Origin of the sequence: Dolomitihabitans soli, from assembly GCF_022213955.1 — a bacterium.
GTDB lineage: Bacteria > Actinomycetota > Actinomycetes > Streptosporangiales > Streptosporangiaceae > Streptosporangium_A > Streptosporangium_A soli.
In genome coordinates, this window is record NZ_JAKNTW010000020.1 from 110002 (window position 1) to 133558 (window position 23557).

General features: G+C 69.7%; 16 protein-coding genes. 13 read left to right on the plus strand and 3 right to left on the minus strand.

Annotated features, from left to right (window positions below):
* The first annotated feature begins 72 nt into the window (after window positions 1-72).
* On the plus strand, window positions 73-2211 hold the full coding sequence (locus tag MBA17_RS32180) for a carbohydrate binding domain-containing protein (RefSeq protein WP_238500538.1): 2139 nt from the start codon (window positions 73-75) through the stop codon (window positions 2209-2211).
* Window positions 2212-2303: 92 nt separating this feature from the next.
* On the opposite strand, the gene MBA17_RS32185 is transcribed toward MBA17_RS32180, so the two are convergent.
* The gene (locus tag MBA17_RS32185) at window positions 2304-4256 is read right to left on the minus strand and encodes a hypothetical protein (protein WP_238500540.1); all 1953 of its coding nucleotides are present in this window, start codon (window positions 4254-4256) and stop codon (window positions 2304-2306) included.
* 664 nt (window positions 4257-4920) lie between these two features.
* Between MBA17_RS32185 and MBA17_RS32190 the strand changes: the two genes are divergently transcribed.
* The 3 genes from MBA17_RS32190 to MBA17_RS32200 all read left to right on the plus strand — a co-directional run bounded on the left by MBA17_RS32190 (window position 4921) and on the right by MBA17_RS32200 (window position 10077).
* On the plus strand, window positions 4921-6435 hold the full coding sequence (locus MBA17_RS32190; RefSeq protein WP_238500543.1) for a pectinesterase family protein: 1515 nt from the start codon (window positions 4921-4923) through the stop codon (window positions 6433-6435).
* A gap of 25 nt (window positions 6436-6460) precedes the next feature.
* Window positions 6461-7660: a hypothetical protein gene (locus MBA17_RS32195; protein ID WP_238500544.1), complete on the plus strand. Its 1200-nt coding sequence runs from the start codon at window positions 6461-6463 to the stop codon at window positions 7658-7660.
* A 125-nt stretch (window positions 7661-7785) separates the two neighbouring features.
* Entirely contained in the window at window positions 7786-10077 is a 2292-nt protein-coding gene (locus tag MBA17_RS32200) for an Ig-like domain-containing protein (protein WP_238500547.1), read from the plus strand.
* Here the strand turns inward: MBA17_RS32200 and MBA17_RS32205 are convergent.
* Both MBA17_RS32205 and MBA17_RS32210 read right to left on the minus strand, forming a co-directional pair.
* Window positions 10067-11980 carry a glycoside hydrolase family 127 protein gene (locus MBA17_RS32205; protein WP_238500548.1) on the minus strand — a complete coding sequence of 638 codons (1914 nt, stop codon included), beginning with the start codon at window positions 11978-11980 and terminating at the stop codon, window positions 10067-10069. The two genes, MBA17_RS32200 and MBA17_RS32205, sit on opposite strands and share 11 nt — an antisense overlap.
* Before the next feature lie 8 nt (window positions 11981-11988).
* Window positions 11989-12672, minus strand: coding sequence for a GntR family transcriptional regulator (locus MBA17_RS32210; RefSeq protein ID WP_238500550.1), 684 nt, complete (start codon window positions 12670-12672; stop codon window positions 11989-11991).
* A 217-nt stretch (window positions 12673-12889) separates the two neighbouring features.
* Between MBA17_RS32210 and MBA17_RS32215 the strand changes: the two genes are divergently transcribed.
* From MBA17_RS32215 to MBA17_RS32255, 9 genes are read left to right on the plus strand one after another with little or no spacing between them, the layout of a single operon-like run.
* Window positions 12890-13837: a dihydrodipicolinate synthase family protein gene (locus MBA17_RS32215; RefSeq protein ID WP_274386285.1), complete on the plus strand. Its 948-nt coding sequence runs from the start codon at window positions 12890-12892 to the stop codon at window positions 13835-13837.
* Window positions 13834-15810 (plus strand): ABC transporter substrate-binding protein, encoded by a 1977-nt coding sequence (locus MBA17_RS32220; protein WP_238500553.1) that lies wholly within the window; start codon window positions 13834-13836, stop codon window positions 15808-15810. Before MBA17_RS32215 ends, MBA17_RS32220 begins: the two co-directional genes overlap by 4 nt.
* Window positions 15811-15821: 11 nt before the next feature.
* On the plus strand, window positions 15822-16823 hold the full coding sequence (locus tag MBA17_RS32225; protein WP_238500554.1) for an ABC transporter permease: 1002 nt from the start codon (window positions 15822-15824) through the stop codon (window positions 16821-16823).
* Window positions 16824-16826: 3 nt separating this feature from the next.
* Window positions 16827-17960 (plus strand): ABC transporter permease, encoded by a 1134-nt coding sequence (locus tag MBA17_RS32230; protein ID WP_238500555.1) that lies wholly within the window; start codon window positions 16827-16829, stop codon window positions 17958-17960.
* 8 nt (window positions 17961-17968) lie between these two features.
* A complete protein-coding gene (locus MBA17_RS32235; protein WP_238500556.1) occupies window positions 17969-18994 on the plus strand; it encodes an ABC transporter ATP-binding protein in 1026 nt (341 codons plus the stop codon).
* Window positions 18991-20031 carry an ABC transporter ATP-binding protein gene (locus MBA17_RS32240; protein WP_238500559.1) on the plus strand — a complete coding sequence of 347 codons (1041 nt, stop codon included), beginning with the start codon at window positions 18991-18993 and terminating at the stop codon, window positions 20029-20031. Before MBA17_RS32235 ends, MBA17_RS32240 begins: the two co-directional genes overlap by 4 nt.
* Window positions 20028-21104, plus strand: a complete 1077-nt coding sequence (locus MBA17_RS32245; RefSeq protein WP_238500560.1) for a sialidase family protein — start codon at window positions 20028-20030, stop codon at window positions 21102-21104. The genes MBA17_RS32240 and MBA17_RS32245 overlap by 4 nt, the downstream gene beginning before the upstream one ends.
* Entirely contained in the window at window positions 21101-22495 is a 1395-nt protein-coding gene (locus tag MBA17_RS32250; RefSeq protein ID WP_238500561.1) for a DUF5060 domain-containing protein, read from the plus strand. Before MBA17_RS32245 ends, MBA17_RS32250 begins: the two co-directional genes overlap by 4 nt.
* On the plus strand, window positions 22492-23445 hold the full coding sequence (locus tag MBA17_RS32255) for a DUF5605 domain-containing protein (RefSeq protein ID WP_238500562.1): 954 nt from the start codon (window positions 22492-22494) through the stop codon (window positions 23443-23445). The genes MBA17_RS32250 and MBA17_RS32255 overlap by 4 nt, the downstream gene beginning before the upstream one ends.
* The last annotated feature ends 112 nt before the right edge of the window (window positions 23446-23557 follow it).

The following is a 23557-nucleotide window of genomic DNA, read 5'->3' on the forward strand; positions in this document are numbered from 1 at the left end:
CACATCGGGCCCGGGCGTCGCCACGCCCGAGCCCGACCAAGGGAAACACGCACCCCTCACAGGAAGCACGCCATGAAAAAATACAAGGCAGGTATCACCGCGCTGTTAACTTTGGGCGGCATCGCGACGACGGTTCTGGTCGGCACGTCCGCGGCCACCACGAACACCGCGCTGGCCGCCCCTCCTGGGGACCGCTCCGTGATCGCCCACCTGTTCCAGTGGCGCTGGTCCGACATCGCCAACGAGTGCACCACCGTGCTCGGCCCCAAGGGGTACGGCGGTGTGCAGGTCTCGCCCCCGGCCGAGCACGCAGTACTGCCGAGCGCCGGGTCCGGAGGATATCCGTGGTGGCAGGACTACCAGCCGATCAGCTATCGGCTGGACAAGACCCGGCGCGGCACCCTGCCCGAGTTCGAGGCCATGACCGCGGCCTGTGAGAGAGCCGGCGTCAAGGTCTACGCCGACGTGATCGTCAACCACATGACCGGCCAGAACGGCGGCGGCACCGGCAGCGCGGGCACCACGATCAGCACCAAGTACCGCAGCCCCGACCTGCACGGCGACGGGAAGTTCGGCTACGGGGACAACGACTTCGGCTCCTGCCGGCGGGACATCTCCAACTGGAACGACGCCGGCGAGATCCGCACCTGCGAACTCCTCGGCCTCGCCGACCTGAGGACCGGTGACGACTATGTCCGCGAGCAGGTCGCCGAATACCTGTTCCGCCTCGTCAGGAGCGGGGTCGACGGGTTCCGCGTCGACGCGGCCAAGCACATCTACCCGGCCGACATGGCGGCCATCAAGAACAAGGTGACGAACAAGGTCAACGCCGCCGGGCTGGCCGCGCCGTACTACTACCAGGAGGTCTGGTACGAAGGCACCGGTGAGCCGATCACGCCGGCCGACTACTTCGGCACCGGTGACACCAACGAGTTCCGGGCCGGAACCGAGATCGCCAAGAAGTTCAAGAACACCGCCGGCACCATCTCCGACCTGGTCAACTCCAACTACGGCAGCGGCTGGGGCCTCATCCCCGGCGACAAGGCCGTCCCCTTCATCGACAACCACGACACCCAGCGCGACGAGCTCACCAAGGACCACGTGCTGACCTACAAGGACGGCGCGCTCTACAAACTGGCCAACGTCTTCCAGCTCGGCTGGCCGTACGGCACGCCGGTCGTCATGTCCAGCTTCGCCTTCACCAACCGCGACACCAGCCCGCCGCGTGAGTCGAACGGCGACACCAAGCCGGTGACCTCCTGCGGCGGCGAGTGGGTCTGCGAGCACCGCTACCGGGAGACCGCCAACATGACCGGTTTCCGCAACGCGGTCGGCTCCGCTCCGGTCGGCGACAAGTGGATCAACGGCAACCAGACCGCCTGGGGACGCGGCGACAAGGGTTATGTCGTCATCAACCGGACCAGTGGCACGCTCTCCCGCGAGTTCGACTCCAGCCTGCCCGCGGGCACCTACTGCGACGTGATCGACGGCGACTTCGACACCGGCGCGGCCACCTGCTCCGGCCGTACGGTCACCGTGAACGCGGACGGCAGGTTCACCGCGCCGGTGAGCGGCATGGACGCCCTGGCCCTGCACGTCGGCGCGCGGACCGGCGGCGTGAACCCCACCCCGACCCCCACGTCCGCCACCGTCTACTACAAGACGAACTGGACCAATCCCAACATCCACTACGGCATCGGCGGCACCTGGACCACCGTCCCCGGCGTCGCCATGGAGACCGCCTGCACCGGCTGGTTCAAGAAGAACGTCAGCCTCGGCACCGCCGGCACCTTCGCCGTCACCTTCAACGACGGCTCCGGTTCCTGGGACAACAACGGCGACCGGAACTACACCCTCGGCACCGGCCTGACCACGGTCAAGGACGGCGTCGTGACCGGTGGCGCGACCGACCCGTGTGCCGGGAGCACGCCGTCCCCGACCGCCGGCGACCCCACGACCCTGGTCCGCGTCCACTATGACGCCGGGTTCGGCCACCGGATCACCATCCGGGGAGACCGTGCGCCGCTGAGCTGGACCACCGGTCAGGAATGCGTCAACAAGGCCGCGGCCCTGTGGGAATGCTCGATCAAGGGCATCCCCGCCGGGCAGGGCTTCGCGTTCAAACCGCTGGTCGACGACTCGCGATGGTCCATCGGCGGCGACCACACCGGCATCGGCGGCCAGACCGTCGAGGTCACCCCTCAGTTCTGACGACCGAGGATCACCGTTCCCCCCGGCCGGGCGATCTTCACCCGGACCGCCCGGCCGGGGGACGGCCGGGCGGTGGTGGGGCGCCGCAGGGCCTACTTCAGGAGTCCGAGCTTCTTGGCGAGCAGAGCGGCCTTGTTGCCGCCGAGCCCGAGCTGGTCCATCGTCGTCCCGGCCGCAGTGGGGAAGAGGCGTCCCATCAGTTGTTCCGTCAAGGTCCGGTACTGCACGTAGTCGACCTTGTCGAACAGGCTCGGCGCGAGATCCTGAGGCACGTGGTACGGCCGTGCGATACGGCGGGCGGCGCTGTTCGCGGCCTCGGTCGTGGTCGGGGTGACGCCGTCGGTGGCCGTCGTCGTGGTCGTGGCCGCGGTGATCAGCGCGGGATGTCCCACGCCGAATTCGACGCTGTACACGTGCACGTCAGGCAGGTGGCCGATGCCCTCCTGAATCGGCGTGGCCGATGCCGAGTCGACGCTGATCTCGACCGTCACGGAGTTCGCCAGAGTCACCTTGTACTTCTTTCGCAGCGACACCACGGTGAGCGCGGGCCCGAACCACCAGTTGTTCCCCTGCGGCAGCGGCGAGGATGGGGCGGTCGTGTCGTGTCCCCGCTGCGGAGGGATGAGCGCGTCCATGAGCACCCGGCCGAAGGCGTTGTCCGCCGTCGTGTCCGTCAGGAATCTTCTCAGCTCCAGGGGGGCGGGCTCCGGCTGGAGCTGGACCTGCGAGGCGAGCCGGATGAATTCGGGCTTCGCCCCGGGCTTCCGCGGGCCGGAGGTGATCTTCTCCCGGCGCCGGCCCTTGACGGTGAGCAGGAAGACGTCGTCCTCGTCCGTGGTCACCGAGCGGTGGCGCAGCACGATCTCCCTGGACAGCAGGGTCCACTTGCATACCTTTCCGGTGTACACGTCGTAGTAGATGTCGGTGTACTTCGTCAGCTTGTCCGCACCGGTGAAGTCGAGGATGCCGAGATCCTTCCAGGACTCCCGGTCGTTCATCACCGCGTCGAGCCTCGCGGTGACGTGGGCGTGGTCCTCCTCCGTCTCCAGGACGTACTCGGACTCGGCCTCGAGTGTGGTGGCCATCTCCTTGCCCTTGCCGGCCTGCAGGATGGCGGAGAAGGAGTCGTAGACCGGACGGCCGGGCCGCAGGTCCTCCGAGACGTTCCACTCGGTGATGCGGAAGCGTTCGGTGGCCTTGAGCTGGTCCAGTCCTACGTCGACGAGCCGGATCTTCCCGATGTTCCCCTTGCCCAGCACGCCGCCGCTGGTGTGGTTGGCGGCGTTGTTGCCGCCGTTGAAGGTGAGCCATCGGGCTTTCACCCCCAGCTCGGGAAGCTCACGCTCGATCTTCTCGATCTGCTCCTTCGTGTCCTCGGGCAGGGTGATCCGGATGAGTTTCGCCAGCTGCTCCAGCGTGTAGTGGACGGTGAATGTGATGATGTTGCCCTCGACGTCTCCCGATGCGGGAGTGAGGACGATGATCGTGTCGAGTTCGCCCTGCGGGCGTTCCAGCACGACGGGCACGAGATCGTAGGGTTTCGCGGTCAATCCGATATTGCTGCGCAGGGTTATCTCGATTTCCAGGCCGGCTTCGGAGAGCGGCTTTCCCTTGCCTCCGTCGGTGAAACCGTTCAATTTGGCCACGGGCTCCACGAGGGCGAATTCCTCGAATTTCGGATCCCGGGCGAGGGTCATGTTCGAGATGACGGGGTGCTTCGCCTTGTCGGTGCCGAACATCGCCTCCCTGGCCGCGTCGCGGTTGAAGTTCAGGGCGGCCGCGGTCGACACCCCGGAGCCCTCCGCCGTACAGACCTTGTGCGGGCTGGTGACGCCGCTCGATCCGGGGTGCGGGCGCACGTCAGCGGCGGGAATCCTCCTGAGCTCGCCGTAGACGTCCACCAGGTAGAAGGCCGGTCGCGTGTCCTCGCCGCCGCCCTCGGCCGCGCGGATGGTGTGGGTTCCGGGCTGCCGGGCGACGGTGACGAGCTGGTTCACCTCCAGAATCGGGGCGGACGGCGAGGAGAAATCCTGCTGCATCGACATGGCACTCCCGATTTCTTCATGGATTAGGTGATTGATTTCGCCGTAAGGCATTCGCCAGCACTTCGCCAAGATAATAACTTTGGCCTAGTTTTGGAGCGACCCGAACGAAGTGTCCGTCCGGCGGGAGGCCCCCGTCAACCCATGAAGCAAATGATGTGGAAATGTCGCGTTTATGGCGCGGAGACGACAAGTGGCCATTCTGTACACCATGCTTGCCCGTCGCGAAGTCCGGCGCATGAGTGACGGCTCGAAGCCGCCTCAAACCGCGGTAAACCCGCCCTGCGACACATCGGAGAAGTCAGGAATCAGCGATCCTTGCCCATCCCAGGGGAGATGCTCGAGCGGATGTTTCGTGGAGTAGCCGCATGACGTCCGCGAGCCGCTCATCGCGCATCACCTCGACCCGTTTCGTTCTACGCGGGAGCCCGGGAGCGGAGCGACCGCGATGACGTGATGAACGGTCCGCCGGACCGCATTGCGGCGGCCGGCGTCGGCTACACCTGGTTCAGCCAGGACTCCGGCGAAGTGGGCGCCGGACGGCATCCGTCGCGAGCCGCCGGATCGTGACTTTCATCCGCGGATTGGAGAACAGGTCTGTCCAGAGCGTGGCCGATATGGTTCCATCTGTGGCATACCAGAGGAATGCCAGAGATAGGGCGTGTGCATGACATCCAATCGTCTGCTCGGTTTCCTGGCCCGGCCCGTGGTGCGCGCCGGGGTGGTCCTCGCCACCCTGGTCGTCTCGATGGCCGTGGCCCCTGCCGCCGGAGCCCGCGCGCCGGCGGAGGGCCGTCCCATGGCGGAGGTGTCGCCGCGCGGCCTGGACCGGGCCGCGTGCGCGGACACCCCACTGCGCCTCACCTTCGACCGGCCCGTCCAGCTCGGCACCGAGGGCGCCCTCCGCGTGCACCGTGCGGACGGGAGCGTCGCCGACACCGTGGACCTCGCCGACCCGGCGACCAACCAGCGGCTCATCGGCGGGGCCCGGTCCGACTACGGCGAACCGCACCGCTGGACCTACGAGCCGGTGGTGATCGACGGGCGGACCGCCTCCGTCCTCCTGCACCGGCGGCTGGACCCCGCCCAGGAATACCACGTGACGGTGGACCCGGGCTTCTTCCGCGGCCACCAGGGCATCTCCGCACCGCACACCTGGCGCTTCCGGACCAAGGCGGACCCGGCGCCCGGCCGCGCCCGGCTGACCGTGGACGCGCGCGGCGGCGGCGACTTCTGCACGGTGCAGGGCGCGGTCGACTTCGTGCCGGAAGGCAACACCCGGCCGGTGCGGATCGACGTGGCGCCCGGGATGTACCGGGAGATCGTGTACGTCGGGCAGTCGCGGCCGCACCTGAGCGTCCGGGGCGCGGGCGCCGGCCGTACCGTCATCGGCTATCCGAACAACAGCCTGCTCAACGGGGACGCGGCGATGGCCGACGTACCGCCGGAGCAGAGCTACTGCCCGCGCCGGGTGCTGCCGCAGCCGGACCGGTTCAACTGCTGGCGAGCGGCCTTCGGGGTGGACGCGGACGACTTCCGGATGCGCGACCTCACCATCCACAACCTGACCCCCGAGGGCGGTTCGCAGGCCGAGGCGTTCCGGGGCAACGGTGACCGCATCGTGCTCGACCATGTCCGCATCCTGAGCTTCCAGGACAGTCTGCGGATACAGGGGCGCGCCTTCGTGACCGACAGCTACGTCGAGGGTGACGTCGACTTCGTGTGGGGAACCGGCGGGGTCTTCTTCCAGAACTCCGAGCTCAAGGCGCTCGACCTCGGCTACATGAGCCAGGTACGCAACAGCGGGGACGGTCCGGGCAACGTGTTCGTCAACACCCGGCTGACCCGCGGCGAGGGCGTCGCCGACGGCAGCGTGCTGCTGAGCCGGATCGACAGCCGCTTCCCCACCAGTCAGGCGGTCTTCATCGACACCACGATGGACTCCCACGTGGCGCCGGTGGGCTGGGGCCTGACCGGGTTCGACTGTTCGACCGGCCAGGGCCTGCGGTTCTGGGAGTACAACAGCAGGGACCTGGCCGGGGAGCCCGTGGACACCAGTGCCCGGCTCGCCTGCTCGCGCGTGCTCACCGCCGCCGAGGCGGAGCCGTGGCGGGACCCCGCCCACCTGCTCGACGGCTGGGACCCGCGTGACACGACCGGCCAGACGCAGCACCAGGACTAGGAACACAGAGAAGGTGAGGACCGTCATGTCCGGTCTTGGTCGGAGAACTCTGCTGGGGTCCATCGGATCGCTCGCCGCGCTCGGCGCCGTCGGCACGGCGGGCGGGAGCCCCGCTCACGCCGCGGCGACGGCCGCCCGGCCGCGCCCGGTGGGGCCCGTCAACCAGGCGGTGGCCGATGCCCACGCCATCACGTACAAGACGCTCCCCCAGCAGGTCGTCGGGGTGGACGCCGAGGCGCTGATGACCGTTCGATCCGCGGCGGACATCGAGCGCCTGCGGGCCGCGCTGGTCGCCGAGGTGTGGAAGTCGGCCGACGGCCGGCTGCCGGACACCCTGCCCGAGGTCGAGCGCGGGGTCACCGTTCCGGAACTGCCCGCCTTCACCGGCGTGCGGCGGATCGACAGGCTCACCGTACGGCTCCCGTACGGGCTGTCCTCCATCGTCTACCTGCTGCTTCCCCGCCGGGGCGCGCAGCACGGGCGGTTCGCGCTCTACCACAACGGCCACGGCGAGACGCCGGAGACCATGCAGCCCACCGCCCAGGCGCTGCTGGACGCGGGGTACGGCGTGCTGCTGTTCGCGATGCCGTTCTACCACTGGAATCCGAAGCAGCTGCAGAGCCCCGCCGACCCGGAGGTCATCGTGACCGTCGAGTCGCACAACGACCTGGGGCCCTGGGAGAGCAGCGGCTTCTCCACCCTGCGCTTCTTCCTGGAGCCGCTCGCCGTGGCCGTGAACCATGTGCGGCGGGAGTACCGGCCGCCGTCGCTGCAGATGATCGGGTTGTCGGGCGGCGGGTGGGCGGCCACCGTCTACCCGGCGCTCGACCCGCGCATCACCCGGAGCTATCCGGCGGCCGGGTCGCTGCCGTTCTACCTGCGATCCGCGCCGCCCAAGCCGAGCCCCACGACCGGCGACTGGGAGCAGCGGCTGGACCGGCATCCCGTCTTCTACGGGATCTCCGACTTCCTCGACCTGTACGCCCTGGCCGCGGTGGGCGACGACCGCCGCCAGATCCAGATCCTCAACCGGTTCGACGGGTGCTGTTTCAACGGCGTGAGCCACCGCAGCTACGAACCGGTCGTACGGCACCGCGTCCAGGTCATCGGCAACGGGCACTGGGAGTTGCTGGAGGACGCCACCCACGGCGGTCACGCCATCAGCCCGCACGCCCTCGACGTCATCCTCTGGGATCTCGACGTCGCCTGCTCCAAGGAGCCGTGAGAACCCATGAGCGGCCAGCCCGTGAGCACCACATCGATCTTCTTATCGCCGACCGGTCGCGGAAGCGGCCGGCCGTACACCCTCACCGCCCTTTTGAGCACCCTTTTGAGCACTGGGAGACGCCGATGACCACCGAGCAGCACAGCGTGACGGATGACACGGGGGATCGAGCGCTCGGCCGCCGGGCGTTCGTCGTCGGGGCCGGCGCGATGCTCGGTACCGCCGCGATGGGGATCCCGGCGGCGCGCGCGGCCGGGAAGATGGCCGTGGCCGCCGCGGCCGCGGGCGACGTCCTGGCCTTTCCGAGCGCGGAGGGCGGCGGGCGGTATGCCACCGGAGGCCGGGGCCACGACGTGTACGAGGTCACCACGCTGGCCGACTCGGGGCCCGGTTCGCTGCGCGAGGCGGTCTCGGCCGGCAACCGCACGATCGTCTTCCGGGTCTCCGGCAACATCGAACTCAAGGGCGGCCTGGACGTCTTGGGGTCGAACATCACCATCGCCGGCCAGACCGCGCCCGGTGACGGGATCTGTGTCATCGGCAACGAGACGAAGATCGAGAACCGCAAGAACATCATCCTGCGGTATATCCGGTTCCGGGGCACGGACACCCTGGGCACCCCGATCGACACCTTCGGCATGGAGGGCTGCGAGAACGTCATCATCGACCACTGTTCGTTCAGCTGGGCGGTCGACGAGGTCTGCTCGCCGTACGGGAACGAGAACATGACGATGCAGTGGTGCATCATCTCCGAGGGTCTCACCATGTCCGCCCACGAGAAGGGCAGGCACGGCTACGGCGGGCTGTGGGGCGGCGACAACGTCACGTACCACCACAACCTGCTCGTCCACCAGGGCGGCCGCAACCCGCGCTTCAGCTTCGTCGAGGACGTGGCCCTCAAGGTCGACCACCGCAACAACGTGATCTACAACCATGGCTACACCTCCTGCTACGGGGGCGAGTGGGCCGACGGCATCAACATCATTGGCAACTACTACAAACCCGGCCCCAACACCCTGGCCGAGATCGCGCCCGTGATCGTCTCGCCCGACCGCGGCGGCCTGTGGCACGTCTCGGGCAACGTCGTCGAGGGGAACAACGCGGTCACCGCCGACAACCGGCGCGGCATCGACCTGCCGCCGGGGGGCATCTCGCTGAGGCCCGAGCCGTTCACGTTCCCCGACCCCATCCAGGCGCAGACGCCCAGGGACGCGTACGCGGCGGTGCTGCGCGGCGCGGGGGCGATCCTGCCGCGCCGGGACGCCGTCGACGCACGGCTGATCAACGACGTCCGCAACGGCACCGGACGGCTGATCAACTCCCAGAAGGAGGTCGGCGGCGTGGTGCCGCTCGCCTCCACCGAGGCCCCCGCCGACAGCGACCACGACGGCATCCCCGACGTCTGGGAGGTCGCGCAGGGCCTGAACCCCGAGGACCCGGCGGACGGCCGCGCCATCGACCCCGCCAGCGGCTACAGCAACCTGGAGCGCTACCTCAACTCCATCGTGCCCGTCGGCGCCCCGAACCCGACCGTCGCCCTCACCTCCCCGGCCATCGACCAGGTCTTCGTGAACGCCACCGGCACCGCCGATCTCACGCTGCGGGCCGACGCCGCCGCGGCGGCCGGCGCGGGCATCGCCTCCGTCGCGTTCTACGCCGACGCCAAGAAGATCGGCGAGTCCACGTCGGCTCCCTTCGCGGTCGCGTGGACGGGCGCGCCCGAGGGCACCCACCACCTCACCGCGCGCGCCATCGACACCACCGGCACCACCACCACGTCGAGCATGGTGCCGGTGCACGTCAACCGCAGTACCGCGCTGGGGTCCTGGACGTCCATGGACATCGGGAAGGTGCCCATCGCGGGCGCCGCCGCGGTGGACGACGAGAACGTCTACACCGTCCGCGGCTCCGGGAAGGTCAAGGGACGCCAGGACTCGTGCCACTTCGTCTACCGGGCGATCGAGGCCCCCGACGACGAGGTGGTGGAGATCATCGCGCGGCTCGACTCGATCAGCGCGGTGTACCAGGACGTGCTCGCCGGGTTGATGATCCGCGAGAACCTCACGCCTGACTCGCCGTTCTGCCTGATGGGCATCTACGTCTCCGAGGGCGGCGGGATCAAGGCCACCGCCAAGCGGATGCACTCCTACGGCACCGAGATGAACGTCGGCAACTACCCGTGGGAGGAGGACGAGGTGCTGAACGACCGGCCGTACTGGCTGCGCATCACCCTGCGCGGCGACGAGTTCACCTCCGAGGTCTCCCCGGACTCCCTGCAGTGGACGCGGGTCGGCTACGAGCGCATCCCGATGGGCAACCAGGTCTACGCCGGCCTGGTGGTGGAGGGGAACAAGGAGGCGAACGCCGTCGCGCACTACACCACGGCGACGTTCAGCCAACTGAGGATCAGGAACTGACGAGCGGCACCCACACCCGCATCGCCCCGTCACCGCGGTTGTCCCACTGGAAGTAGGGCACCGCGGTGACGACGGCGGGCCGCCGCTCGTCGACGGCCCCCAGCGCGCGGTACGGCAGGCCGGCCTCGTGCGCACCGGTGACGGCCAGGCCGTCCGCCTCGATGGTCACCGTACGGCCGAGGCCGGGCAGATCCGCGTGGTCGCGCACCCGCAGTTCGGCGCCGGCGGGCAGCGCCAGCTCGTCGACCTCCGTGCCGGCGGGCTGGTCGGCCTGCTCGAAGCAGTAGACGAGCGGGCCCCGCTCGACGGCCGCGCTGCCGCGTACCGCGTCGATCCGCGGATGCGGCACGGTCAGCCGCGGCGTCATGTCCAGCTCCAGCACCACCTGCTCCCCTGCTCGCCAGCTCCGCCGTACCAGGACCCGGCCCTGGGCGTCGGGGACCACCTCGCGCCGGGCGCCGCCCGGCTCCGTCAGCCAGGTGCGGGTGCTCCACGGCGGCACCCGCAGCCCCAGCGCCCACTCGCCGGGCGGGGTGCGGTCCACGGTGACGGTGACGACGCCGTCCCACGGGTAGTCCGTGTCGATCCGCAGGCCCACGGTGCCGCCGGCGTGGGCGCAGGACAGCTCCATCGGCGCGTACTGGTGCAGGAAGACGGTGTCGCCGGCGGTGGTCGAGGCGTAGTGCGGCAGCGAGGCGACGAGCCGGGTGACCGAGGGCGGGCAGCAGGCCGACCAGAACCACTCGTCCCGGCAGCGCGGATCGCCGACGGCCTCGGCGTGGTCGGGACGGCGTTGCAGCGGATTGCCCTTGTAGTAGGTGCGGCCGTCGACCGAGCGGGCCGCGGCGAACGCGTTGTAGAGGGTGCGCTCGACCAGGTCGGCATACCGCCCCTCGCCGGTGGCCAGCAGCAGCCGCCAGCTCCACTGGATGCTCGCCGCCGACGCGCAGGTCTCGTTGTACGACAGGTCGGGCGGCAACTCGTAGCGTTCGCCGAACACCTCGCCGACGTGCCGCGAACCGAGTCCGCCGGTGAGCGAGGTCCGGGTCGCCGCCATGTCCTCCCAGCGAGCGGCCGACGCCTCCAGCAGCGCGGTGTCACCCGTCTCCGCGGCCAGGTCGACGGCCCCGGCCTCCAGGTAGAGCGCCCGTACGACATGACCGGTCACGGCGGGCGCCTCGCGGACCGGGAGATGGTCGAGGCGGTGCCGCGCACCGTGCTTGTGCCGTCCCACCAGGCCGTGCCCGCGCCGCTCGACCATCCGCGCCGCCAGCGTCAGGTAGCGCTCCTCACCCGTCGCCCTGAACAGCTCCACGAGTGCCGTCTCGACCTCCGGATGGCCGTCCAGGCCGGGCCCGGCGTCCGCCAGGAACTCCGCGCACAGGTGGTCGGCCAGCCGCCGCGCCACCCCGAGCAGCCGCTCGCCGCCCGTCGTACGGCAGGCGGCCACGGCGGCCTGGAAGAGGTGGCCCGCGCAGTAGTGCTCGTGGCTGTCGACGAGGCGGGTGTAGCGGCGGCCCGGCTCGGCCACCTGGTAGTGCGAGTCGAGGTAGCCGTCGTCCTGCTGGGCCCGTTCCAGCAGGCTCGCCGTATCGGAGAGGAACGCGGTCAGGGTGTCGTCCGGACCGTACTGGAGCTCCCAGGCCGCCGTCTCCAGCATCTTGTGCACGTCGGAGTCGGCGTACACGGGGCCGCGGTGAGCGCCCTCCTCCTCGCCCGCGGCGATCCGGAAATTGGCCAGCGCGCCGGACTTCTCCAGCCAGCCCAGGGCCAGCGGCACGCTGGTGGCGCGGTTGACGTGCTGCCACGTCTGCCACAGCCCGCCGGTGAGCCGGATGTGCGGGTCGTCCGGTGGCCGGTGCGCGACGTGCGCGTCCGGGGAGGGGACTACCGGGCCGTGCATGGAACCTCCTACATACGGGGACGGGCGAGGAAGGCGATCGTCTGGTCGCGGACTCGCAGTATGTGCGCCTCCAGCAGATCCCGGGCGCGCATCCGGTCGCCGCTCTCCAGGGCGTCGACCACCGCGCGGTGCTCCTCGACGGCGATGTTCAGCCGGGAGGCGGTGATCGGCGCCTCCATTCCGGCGCGGGTGACGTGGATGCTCAGGTGCAGATCCTCGTGCAGCTCCAGCAGCATGGGAAGGCTGCCCAGTTTGACGATCTCCCGGTGGAAGCGGGTGTCGTTCTCCCGGAACTCGGTGTAGCGGCCCGGATCCGCCAGCGCCTGCGCGGCCAGTGCCTCGGCCTCGTCGACGAGCTCCCGCAACCGGGCCGGCGGTTCGCGGTCGGTGCGCTCGGCGAACAGGCGCAGGGCGTGCGACTCCAGCATCAGCCGCAGCTCGAACAGCTCGTAGAGGCTGGAGAGCGACGGGATGGCGACGGTGAAGCCGACCGAGGCGTCGTACGCCAGCAGGCCGCGCTCGTAGAGCCGGCCCACCGCGCTCCGCACCGGGGTGCGGCTCATGCCGAGGCGCCTGGCGAACTCCCGCACCGGCACGGCCTGGCCGGGCGCCGGGTTCTCCTTGGTCAGCCACTCCATGATCGCCCGGCTGGCACGGCTCTCCAGGCTCTCTTCAAGACTCGGCTCCGGCACCGGGGCCTCCTCCCGAGTCGCTGTCGTTCGCGGTCGGATCATGCCGCTTCCCCCGTCCCAAACTAAGAGATCCGTTACCGCTCCATGGTATGCCGCCGGAGAGCCGTGCGTCCGCAGGACTGTAGGACGTCAACGGAATCATGGCCCAGAGGGGTTGACGGTTCAAGGAGCTACTAACACACTCATGGCATACCACTGACATGCCAGCGAGGTTACAATGGCGAGACATCTGCTGCACGGAATCATCACTCCGACGGTCTTACCCATGAATGCTTCCGCGGCACTCGACCGGTCCGCTCTGGAATGCCACGTCGAACACCTGGTGGCATCGGGCGTCCACGGGCTCTGGATCAACGGCACCACCGGTGAGTTCCACGCCCTCAACGCCGAGGATCGAGCGCTCGCGGTGAGCGCCTCCGCGCGGGCGGCGGCCGGTCGCATCCCGGTCATCGCCCACGTCGGGGACGCGGCCACGCGCCTGGCGGTGGACCACGCCCGGGCCGCCGTCGACGCCGGAGCGGACGAGATCGCGGTCATCGCCCCGTACTTCGCCACCTACGGGCGCGAGGAACTACTCGATCACTATCGCCTGATCGCCGAGGCCGTGGGCTTCCCGATCCTCGCCTACCACATGCCCCAGCTCACCAAGTCGAGCCTGAGCGTCGACTGCGTGCTGCGCCTCGCCCGGGAGGGCGTCCTGAGCGGCATCAAGGACAGCGGGGGCGACATGACCTGGCTGCGTCAGCTGCTGCGCGGATCCGAGGAGGCCGGCCTGCGGTGCTTCACCGGCGCCAGCAGCCTCACCGACCTCTCGCTGTACGCCGGCGCGGCCGGAGCCACGTCCTCGCTGGCCAACGTCACTCCACGGACCCTGGTCGCGCTCTACGACGCGGCTCGCGCCGGGAACTGGGCGCGCGCCCGCGCACTGCAGGAACAACTGGAGGACCTTCTCGAGGCGATGCGGGCGGCACGGCGTGCGCCGACCCTCTCCTCGTTCGTCACCACCTACAAGTTCGTCCTCGTCTCACTCGGCCTCATCAACGAGTCACACGCCGCTCCCCCGTTGGCCCGCCTGGACGAGGACGAGCGGCATCGCCTCTCCTCGACCGTGGTGCCGATGATCCGCGAGCTGGAGGCGGCAGCACACAAAGGAGAGACCACATGACTCCTGACCCACTGGATCGGCGCACCCTGCTGCGAGCCGGCGCGGGCCTGCTCGCCGCCGTCTCGCTGACGAGCTGCGGGTTCTTCGAGACCGCGCCGGAAACCGAGAGAACGGCCGGGGCGAAGGGCAAGGAGGCGCCCTCGCTGAAGAAGCTGGCCGACGACGGCAAACTGCCCGCGGTCGCGGCCAGGCTGCCCGACAAGCCGCTCGTCGTCACCCCGCTGGAGCGGAGCGGCGTCTACGGCGGCACCTGGCACTCGGCCATGCTCACCCAAGAGGACATGATGTGGCTGCGCTACAGCATGGGCTATGAGCCGCTGGTCAGCTGGGCGCCCGAATGGAAGGGCGTCGCCCAGACCGAGATCCTGCCGAACATCTGCGAGAAGTACCAGGTCCTGGACGGCGGCAAGGCGTTCGAGTTCACCCTGCGCAAGGGCCTGAAATGGTCCGACGGCAAGCCGGTCGTCACCGACGACTTCGCCTTCGCCTTCGACGACTACAACGTCAACGCCGAGCTGCACCCGGAGTCCATGTACGACCTGTGGCTGTCCAAGTCGGGCAAGCCCGCCCGTTTCGAGAAGGTCGACGATCTCACCGTGCGCCTGACGTACGAGGAGCCCAAGCCGGGATTCATGGAGGAGCTCGCCGGCACCTCCGGGGTGCTGATGCTGCTGCCCGCGCACTACATGAAGCAGTTCCACAAGAAGTACAACCCCGATGCGGACGCCCTGGCCAAGAAGGCGGGCCTGGACAGGTGGATCGACTACCTCCCGCTCCGGACCGAGCCCTGGGGCAACCCGGAACTGCCGACCCTGAACGCGTGGGTGGCCAAGAACGAGGTCGGCAAGGGCAGCAACGTGGTCGCCGAACGCAACCCGTACTACTGGAAGGTGGACCCGGAGGGCAGCCAGCTGCCCTACATCGACCGGGTCATCGCCGAGGTGGTGCAGGACGTCGAGGTGGAGGTGCTGAAGGTCTCCAACGGCGACCTGGACATGCAGCTCTACAACTTCGGCACGATCCGCAACAAGCCGGTGGTCGTCCGCAACCGCGACAAGGGCGGCTACGACCTGGTCGACTTCGTTCCCGACCTGGCCAACACCATGATCATCGGGTTCAACCAGACCCACCCCGACCCGGACAAGCGCAAGCTCTTCAGCAACAAGGACTTCCGGATCGGCCTGTCGCACGCGATCAACCGCCAGAAGATCATCGACACGATCTACGGCGGCCAGGGCAAGCCCTGGCAGTGCGGGCCGGTGCCCGGCGACGAACTGTCGGACGCCGAACTCGGCTCGCAGTACACCGCGTACGACGTCGACCTGGCCAACGAGTTCCTCGACAAGGCGGGATTCACCAAGCGCAACGGCGACGGCATCCGGCTCGTCAAGGACGGCATGCCGGTCAACTTCACCGTGCTCGTCGTCTCCGACTCGCCGGATCACGTCGACGCGCTCGACCTGATCCGCGAGGACTGGCGGAAGGTCGGCGTCGACGCCAACGTCCAGCGGGTCGCCGAGACGCTGTACTGGGAACGGGTCGAGGCCGGCGAGTCGGAGGCCGCCACCTGGTCGGGAGGCCCCTTCGCGCTGCGCACCGGCACCGGCGGCAACCACTACTACGTGCCGAACAACCCACGCGGCTCGTCCCGCTTCGGGGGCGCGTGGGCCAGGTGGTACACCCGCGGCGGCAGAGACGGTGAGAAGCCGCCCGCGGAGATCCAGAAGCAGCTCGACCTCTTCGACGAGATGCGCGCCACCTTCGACGCCACCCAGGCCCTCGCCCTCGCCCGGCAGGTCCTCACCATCACGAAGGAGCAGTTCTACTACATCGGCATCTCCACGCCGCCCGGCGAGTACGGCATCGTCAAGAGGACCATGCACAACGTGCCCAAGAGGTTCAGCGGGGCCGTGGTGCACCAGGCGCCGGGACCCAGCAACCCCTCCACCTACTTCATCTCGGGCACTGCCTGAGGGGGGCACGCATGCTGTCCTACCTCATGCGTCGGCTGCTGCTGATGGTGCTGACGCTGGGCGCCGTATCCCTGGCGTCGTTCTTCATCATCAGCCTGCCGCCCGGCGACTACGTCTCCACCCTTCAGGCCCAGGCGGAGAGCCGCGGCGAGATGCTGGACGACTCCGTACTGGTCGCGCTGCGCGCGCGGTACGGGCTCGACCAGCCGTTCTTCACCCAGTACCTGAAGTGGATCTCGAACATCCTGCTGTACGGCGACTTCGGCCAGGCCTTCGCCTGGAACAGCCGCCCGGTCGCGGACCTCATCTGGGACCGGGTCGGCCTGTCCTTCTTCCTGTCCCTCTCCACGCTGCTGTTCGTGTGGGCCATCGCCTTCCCGATCGGCATCCTGTCCGCGGTGCGTCAGTACTCGGCCGGTGACTATCTGGCCACCTTCTTCGGCTTCCTGGGGATGGCCGTCCCGGAGTTCCTGCTCGCGCTGGTCCTGATGTGGGTCGGCATGCGCTACTTCGGGCAGAGCCCCGGAGGTCTCTTCTCCCCCGAGTACCAGGACGCGGCCTGGAACCTCGGGAAGGTCCTCGACCTGGCCGGCCATCTGTGGCTGCCGATCCTCATCATCGGTTTATCCGGGACGGCCGGGCTGATCCGGATCACCCGCGCCAACCTGCTCGACGAGCTCTACAAACCGTACGTGGTGGCGGCCCGCGCCAAGGGGCTGCCGGAGTGGAAGCTGCTCGTCAAGTATCCGGTGCGGATGTCGCTCAGCCCGTTCTTCAGCACGGTCGGCTGGCTGCTGCCCGGCCTCATCAGCGGCGAGACCATCATCTCCATCGTGATGAGCCTGCCGACCACCGGGCCGCTGCTGCTCAGCGGGGTCGAGAACCAGGACATGTATCTGGTCGGCAGTTTCATCCTGATCCTCTCCACCCTCACCGTCATCGGGACCCTGATCAGCGACCTGGTCCTCGCCTGGTGGGACCCCAGGATCCGGCACCGGTACCAGGGAGGGTGACAGATGCTCATGCAGTCGGAACACACGTCGCCGCAGGCGGACGACTTCGACCCCGAGGCCGGGCGGGCCTCCCCCTGGCGGCTGGTGTGGCGGAAATTCCGCAAGCACAAACTGGCCGTGGCCGGCGCGATCGTCATGCTGTTCGCCTACTTCGTCGTCGCCTTCGCCGAGATCCTCGCCCCGGGCTCGCCGAGCGCCGTCGACGAGAGGCACACGTACGCGCCGCCGCAGCTGGTGCAGGTGGACCTCAGCTGGGACAACGGGGTGCAGCTGTACGTCAACGGTTTCCGTACCGAACGGGATCCGGAGACCTTCGAGCAGATCCACACCATCGACCCCCGGCAGCGCGTCCCGATCACGTTCTTCGCCCGCGGCGACTCCTACCACATGTGGGGGCTCATCCCCTGGGACCGGCACCTCATCGGCTCGGCCGACCCGGCGCAGAAGGTCTATTTCCTCGGCACGGACCGGGCGGGCCGCGACGTGTTCTCGCGCATCATCCACGGCGCGCGGGTGTCGCTGTCCATCGGGCTCATCGGCGTCGCCGTCAGTTTCGTGCTCGGGCTGTTCTTCGGCGGCATCTCCGGCTACTACTCGGGCGTCCCGGACACCATCATCCAGCGGATCATCGAGTTCCTGATGGCCATTCCGACCCTGCCGCTGTGGCTCGCGCTCTCGGCGGCCGTCCCCTCCGACTGGGGGCCGCTGATGCGCTACTTCGCGATCACCACGATCCTGTCGGTGATCGGGTGGACGGGCCTGGCTCGGGTGGTGCGCGGCCGGTTCCTCTCCCTGCGCGAGGAGGACTTCGTGGTCGCGGCCCGCCTGGACGGGTGCGGTCGCGGCCGCATCATCTTCCGGCACATGGTGCCGTCCATGTCCAGCCACGTCATCGCCTCGCTCACGATGGCGGTGCCGGGGATGATCCTCGCCGAGACCGCGCTGAGCTTCCTGGGTCTCGGCCTGCAGTCCCCCGCCGTCAGCTGGGGCGTGCTGCTGCAGGAGGCGCAGAACATCAGGGCGGTGGAGACGGCCCCCTGGCTGCTGATCCCGGGCGTCGCGGTCCTGGTCACCGTGCTCGCCATGAACTTCGTCGGCGACGGGCTGCGCGACTCCGCCGACCCGTACAAGCAGTAGGAGCACACGTGGCCGCATCCGACGAGACGGTCCTCCGGATCGAGGACCTGCACACGCACTTCGAGCTCGACGACGGCGTCGTACACGCCGTCGACGGCGTGGACCTCGACATCCGGCGCGGCGAGGTGCTCGCCGTGGTCGGCGAGTCCGGGTGCGGCAAGAGCGTCATGGCCCGTTCCGTGCTGCGGCTGATCGACAGACCGGGCCGCATCACGGGCGGGCACATCTGGGTGCGCACGGGCGACGGCACAGAAGGCACAGACGGTATGGCCGACATGGTGACCGCCGACGCCCGCGTGGTGCGTTCCGTGCGCGGCAAACGCGTCGGGATGGTCTTCCAGGAGCCGATGACGTCGATGAGCCCGATGCACACGCTGGGCAACCAGATCGGCGAGGCGATCATGCTGCACGAGTCCGTCACCAAGGCGGAGGCGCGCGAACGCACGGTCGAACTCCTCGGCCGGGTCGGCATCTCCGCGCCGGAGCGGCGGGCCGACGAGTACCCGTTCCAGATGAGCGGCGGCATGCTGCAGCGCGCGATGATCGCGATGGCCCTGGCCTGCGGTCCCGAGCTGCTCATCGCCGACGAACCGACCACCGCGCTCGACGTCACCACCCAGGCCCAGATCCTCGACCTGCTGCGCTCGCTCCAGCAGGACACGGGGATGGCGGTCATGCTGATCACGCACGATCTGGGGGTGGCCGCCCAGATGGCCGACGAGGTCGCGGTGATGTATCTGGGCTCGGTCGTCGAGCGCGGGCCGGTGGCCGAGGTGTTCCGCGAGCCGCGGCACCCGTACACCAAGGCGCTGCTGCGGTCGGTGCCCAAGCTGGGGTCCCGCTCCCGGGAACGGCTCCAGCCGGTGCGCGGCATGGTGCCGCACGCCTACCGGCGGCCGCCCGGCTGCCCGTTCCACCCACGTTGTGATGAGTTCATCGCCGGACGCTGTGACGTGACGGTGCCGTCGCCCGTGCCCGGCCCCGAGCCCTCCCGCGTGGTCAGCTGCCTGCTGTACGAGGAGGTTTCGGCATGACGACCCCGCTCGCCTCGCGCGAGGACACCGCGTTGCTGGAGACGCGCGGCCTGACCAAGCACTTCCCCATCCGCCGCGGGCTGCTCGGCCGTACGGTCGGCCAGGTCCGCGCCGTGGACGGCGTCGATCTGCGGATCCGGTCGGGCCGTACCGTCGCGCTGGTCGGGGAGTCCGGCTGCGGCAAGAGCACGCTGGGCCGTTGCCTGCTGCGGGTGTACGAGCCGACTTCCGGGGAGATCCGTTACCACCGTCCCGACGGCGGCGTCGTCGATCTGGCCGCCCTCGGTGAGCGCGCGCTCAAGCCGTACCGCAGCGAGATCCGGCTGATCTTCCAGGATCCGTTCGCCTCGCTCAACCCGCGGATGACGCTGCTGCAGATCGTCGGCGAACCCCTCCGGGTCAACCTGGGTCTCTCCGCGGCGGAGACCGAGGAGCGGGTGGCCGACCTGCTGCGCCGCGTCGGGCTGCGCCCCGAATACCTGCACCGCTATCCGAACGCGTTCAGCGGCGGCCAGCGTCAGCGCGTCGGCATCGCCCGCGCGCTCGCGCTCGCGCCCCGGCTGGTGGTGGCCGACGAGGCGGTCAGCGCGCTGGACGTCTCGATCCGCGCCCAGATCCTCAACCTGCTGAAGGACATCCAGGAGGAGTCCGACCTCACCTATCTCTTCATCTCGCACGACCTGGGCGTGGTGGAGTACATGGCCGACGAGGTGTCGGTGATGTACGTGGGCCGGGTCGTCGAGACCGGCGACACCGACGACCTGTACGGCCGGCCGCTGCACCCCTACACCGAGGCGCTGCTGTCGGCCGTCCCCGACCCGGACCCCAGCAGACGGCGGCGGGAACGCATCGTGTTGAAGGGCGAGGTCGCCGACCCATCGCGGATCCCGGCCGGCTGCCCGTTCCACCCGCGGTGCTTCTACGCCGAGGACCGCTGCCGCACCGAGATCCCGGCTCTGCGCGAGATCCGGCCGGGCCGTACGGCGGCCTGCCACTTCGCCGGAGAGCTGGACCTGAAAGGAGTCGAAGAATCTTGAGCGACCCCCGGTTCGACGGTGTCGTCCGCCCGTCCGCGAGCGACGGCGTGCTCGGTGAGGCGCTGTTGCCCGTCCTGCATCCCGGCGACAGCCACGCCGCCAACCTCCTGGAACTCGCGGGCGGCGACTTGTTGTGCACCTGGTTCAACGGCCCCGACGAGGGCGACCGTGACACGAACGTCGTGCTGTCGCGGCTGGACCGGGGCACCGGCCGCTGGAGCACCCCGATGGCGCTGTCGGCCGATCCCGACCGGGCGGAGCAGAACCCGGTGCTGGCCCAGCGGCCTGACGGCACCGTCTGGCTCTTCCATCCCTCCAACGAACCGCACGACCAGACCACCGCCCGCCTCGTCGCCCGCACCTCCGCCGACGAGGGCCGCACCTGGGACGCGCCCCGCGTGCTGGCCGACGGGCCCGGCGTCTTCGTCCGCAATCCCCCTCTCGACCTCGACGACGGCACCTGGCTGTTGCCCGGCTACCGCTGCCGCCGCGGCGCCGAGCACAGCACCGTCCTGGTCAGCGAGGACGGGGGTGACGGCTGGAAGGAGATCGACCTGCCCGGCACCGACCATCTGGTGCAGCTGACCGCGGTCCGGCGCGACGACGGGTCGCTCTTCGCGATGTTCCGCAGCCGCGCGGCCGACCGCGTGCACGCCGCCGAGTCGGTGGACGGCGGCCGCACGTGGACGCCGCCCGTCCGTACCGACCTGCCCAACAACAACTCGGCGGTGCAGCTGACCCGGTTGAGCGGTGGCTCCCTCGCGCTGATCTACAACCACGCGAGCCTTGAACGCGGGGAGTTCCGCTGGGTCGGCTCGGGAGCCGGACGGCGCAAGAAGGCGCTGCGCACCCCGCTGACCCTCGCCCTGTCCGACGACGGCGGCCGCACCTGGCCCTTCCGGCGCGACGTGCAGACCGCCGACGACGAGTACTGGGGCACCGAGTACGGCTACTCGTACCCGAGCGTCACGCAGACCCGGGACGGGCTGCTGCACATCGCCTACTCCTACCTCCGCAAGACGATCAAACACGTGACGGTGTCGGAGGACTGGGTCCGGGAGGGCCGCCCGTGACGGGACCGAACGTCGAGATGTGGGACGTGTACGAGCTGACGCTCAACGGCCCGCAGGACGGAAATCCGTACCAGGACGTCCGGTTCGGCGCGGAGTTCCGCCATGGCCACCGCGTCGTGCCCGCCGACGGCTTCTACGACGGAGACGGCGTCTACCGGGTCCGCTTCATGCCGGACAGGACCGGCGACTGGACCTGCACGACCCGTTCCAGCGCGGCCGGGCTCGACGGCGTCGAAGCCGGGTTCACCTGCACCCCCGCCGGGCCCGGCAACCACGGCCCGGTCCGCGTCTCGGGTCCCCGGCACTTCCGGTACGCCGACGGCTCGCCGTACCTGCCGTTCGGCACCACCTGCTACCACTGGACCCACGACGAGGACGAGAAGCTGGAGGAGCAGACCCTGCGCAGCCTCGCGACCTCGCCGTTCAACAAGGTCCGCATGTGCCTGCTGCCGACCCAGGCGATGGATCCGCCCCGGCTGCCCTTTCCCGGGCGTACGCCGGGGGCGCTCGACAAGACCCGCTTCGACCCGGTGTTCTTCACCCACTTCGAGCAACGCGTGCGCGACCTGCGCGAACTGGGGGTCGAGGCGGACATCGTGCTCTTCCACCCCTACGACCGGGGGCACTGGGGCGTCGACGACATGACCCCCGACGAGGACGCCTTCTTCGTCAGATACGCCCTCGCCCGCCTCGCGGCGTACCGCAACGTGTGGTGGTCCATCGCCAACGAGTACGACTTCAACAACGCCAAGACCGTCGAGGACTGGGACCGCATCGGCCGGTTGGTGCAACGCGCCGATCCCTACCAGCACCTGCGGTCCATCCACAACGGCACCCGGATGTACGAGTACGAGCGGATCTACGACTTCGGCAAGCCCTGGACCACCCACCAGTCCATCCAGCACTGGGACGCCACCTTCACCTCCGGCTGGCTCGCCGCCTGCCCCAAGCCGGTCGTGCTCGACGAGATCGGCTACGAGGGGAAGATCGGCCGCCGGTGGGGCAACATCACCCCGCGCGCGCTGCTGCGCCAGTTCTGGCACGGCATGGTGGCCGGCGGCTACGTCGGCCACGGCGAGTGCTACCCGGAGCAGGACCCGGACGGGGCGGCCTGGGTCTCGCGCGGCGGCCGGCTGCACGGCGACACCGCGCCCAGGATCGCCTTCCTGCGCGGGCTCTGGGAGGAGGGGCCGGAGGACACGTTCGTCTACTTCGGCGACCGCCAGCACGCCCACCGCGACATCGACCTGCCCGACGGCTCCTGGGACGCGCACCTCGTCGACACCTGGGAGATGACCGTCACCCCGCTGCCCGGCCCGCACCGCGACCGGGTCCGCGTCCCCCTGGACCACCGCCCCGACCTGGCCCTGCGGCTCCGGAAGGCGACATGACCCCCGACCACGGCCCCGTCCGGATCGACGGAACGCGGTTCCGGCACCACGACGGCACCCCCTTCCACCCCTGGACCACCTCCGTGCCGCAGGCCGACCCGGGCACGCTGCGCGAGCTGGCCGGCTCGCCGTTCAACCGGGTCCGGCTGACCGCGTCGGCCGCGCTCCCGCTCGACCGGCTCGACCAGCAGGTCGGCGCGCTGGGCGCGATCGGTGTGCAGGCCGAGGTGATGCTGCACGGCAGGGACGTCCGGGAGACGGTGTCGCGGCTCGCGGGCCACCCCAACGTGTGGTGGTGCGCCCCGGCCGACCACGAGACGCAGACCGACATCCAGGAGTACGACCACGGCCGTCATCCGCTCACCGTGCACGGCCCGGTCGGCACCGACTTCGGCGCGCCCTGGATCACCCACGCCTCCGTGCGTCACCCGCAGGCGCGGGCCGTGTCCGGCCTGGTCGAGCACTTGTGCAAGCCGGTGCTCATCGACGACTGCGGCGCGGAGGGCGACGTCCAGGAGCCGGCGGACGCCCTGTACGGGCGGGAGATGGTGTCGCGTGTCTGGGAGGGCGTGTGCCGCGGCGGCTACGTCGCGCACGGCGAGGCGTACGGCCCGGACCCGTGGAAGCGGCGGGGCGGCCGGCTGCGCGGCGTGAGCGCGCCGCGCATCGCCTTCCTGCGCGCGATCCTGGAGGAGGCCCCGCCCGGCCTGGCGCACACCCCGGAGACGTACGACGCCTCGACGCTGGAGGCGCCGGGAGAGTACGGGCTTCAGTACCTCGGCCCGCACCGCTATCCGCGCCGCCCCTTCGACCTGTCCGGCGACTGGCGGGTGGACGTCATCGACACCTGGAACATGACCACCCGCCCGCTCGACGGCACCTGGACGGGCGCCTTCCAGGTGGAGCTCCCGGCGGAGCCGTACCTCGCGATACGGCTGCGCCGGGCCTGAGCCGCCGGAGCCGGGTCTGATCCGGTGTCCCCGGCGGAGCCGTCCCCCGCCTACGGCTCCGCCGGGCTCCGCCGGAGCCGTGTCCCGCGATTCCGGGCAGTACGGCTCCGCC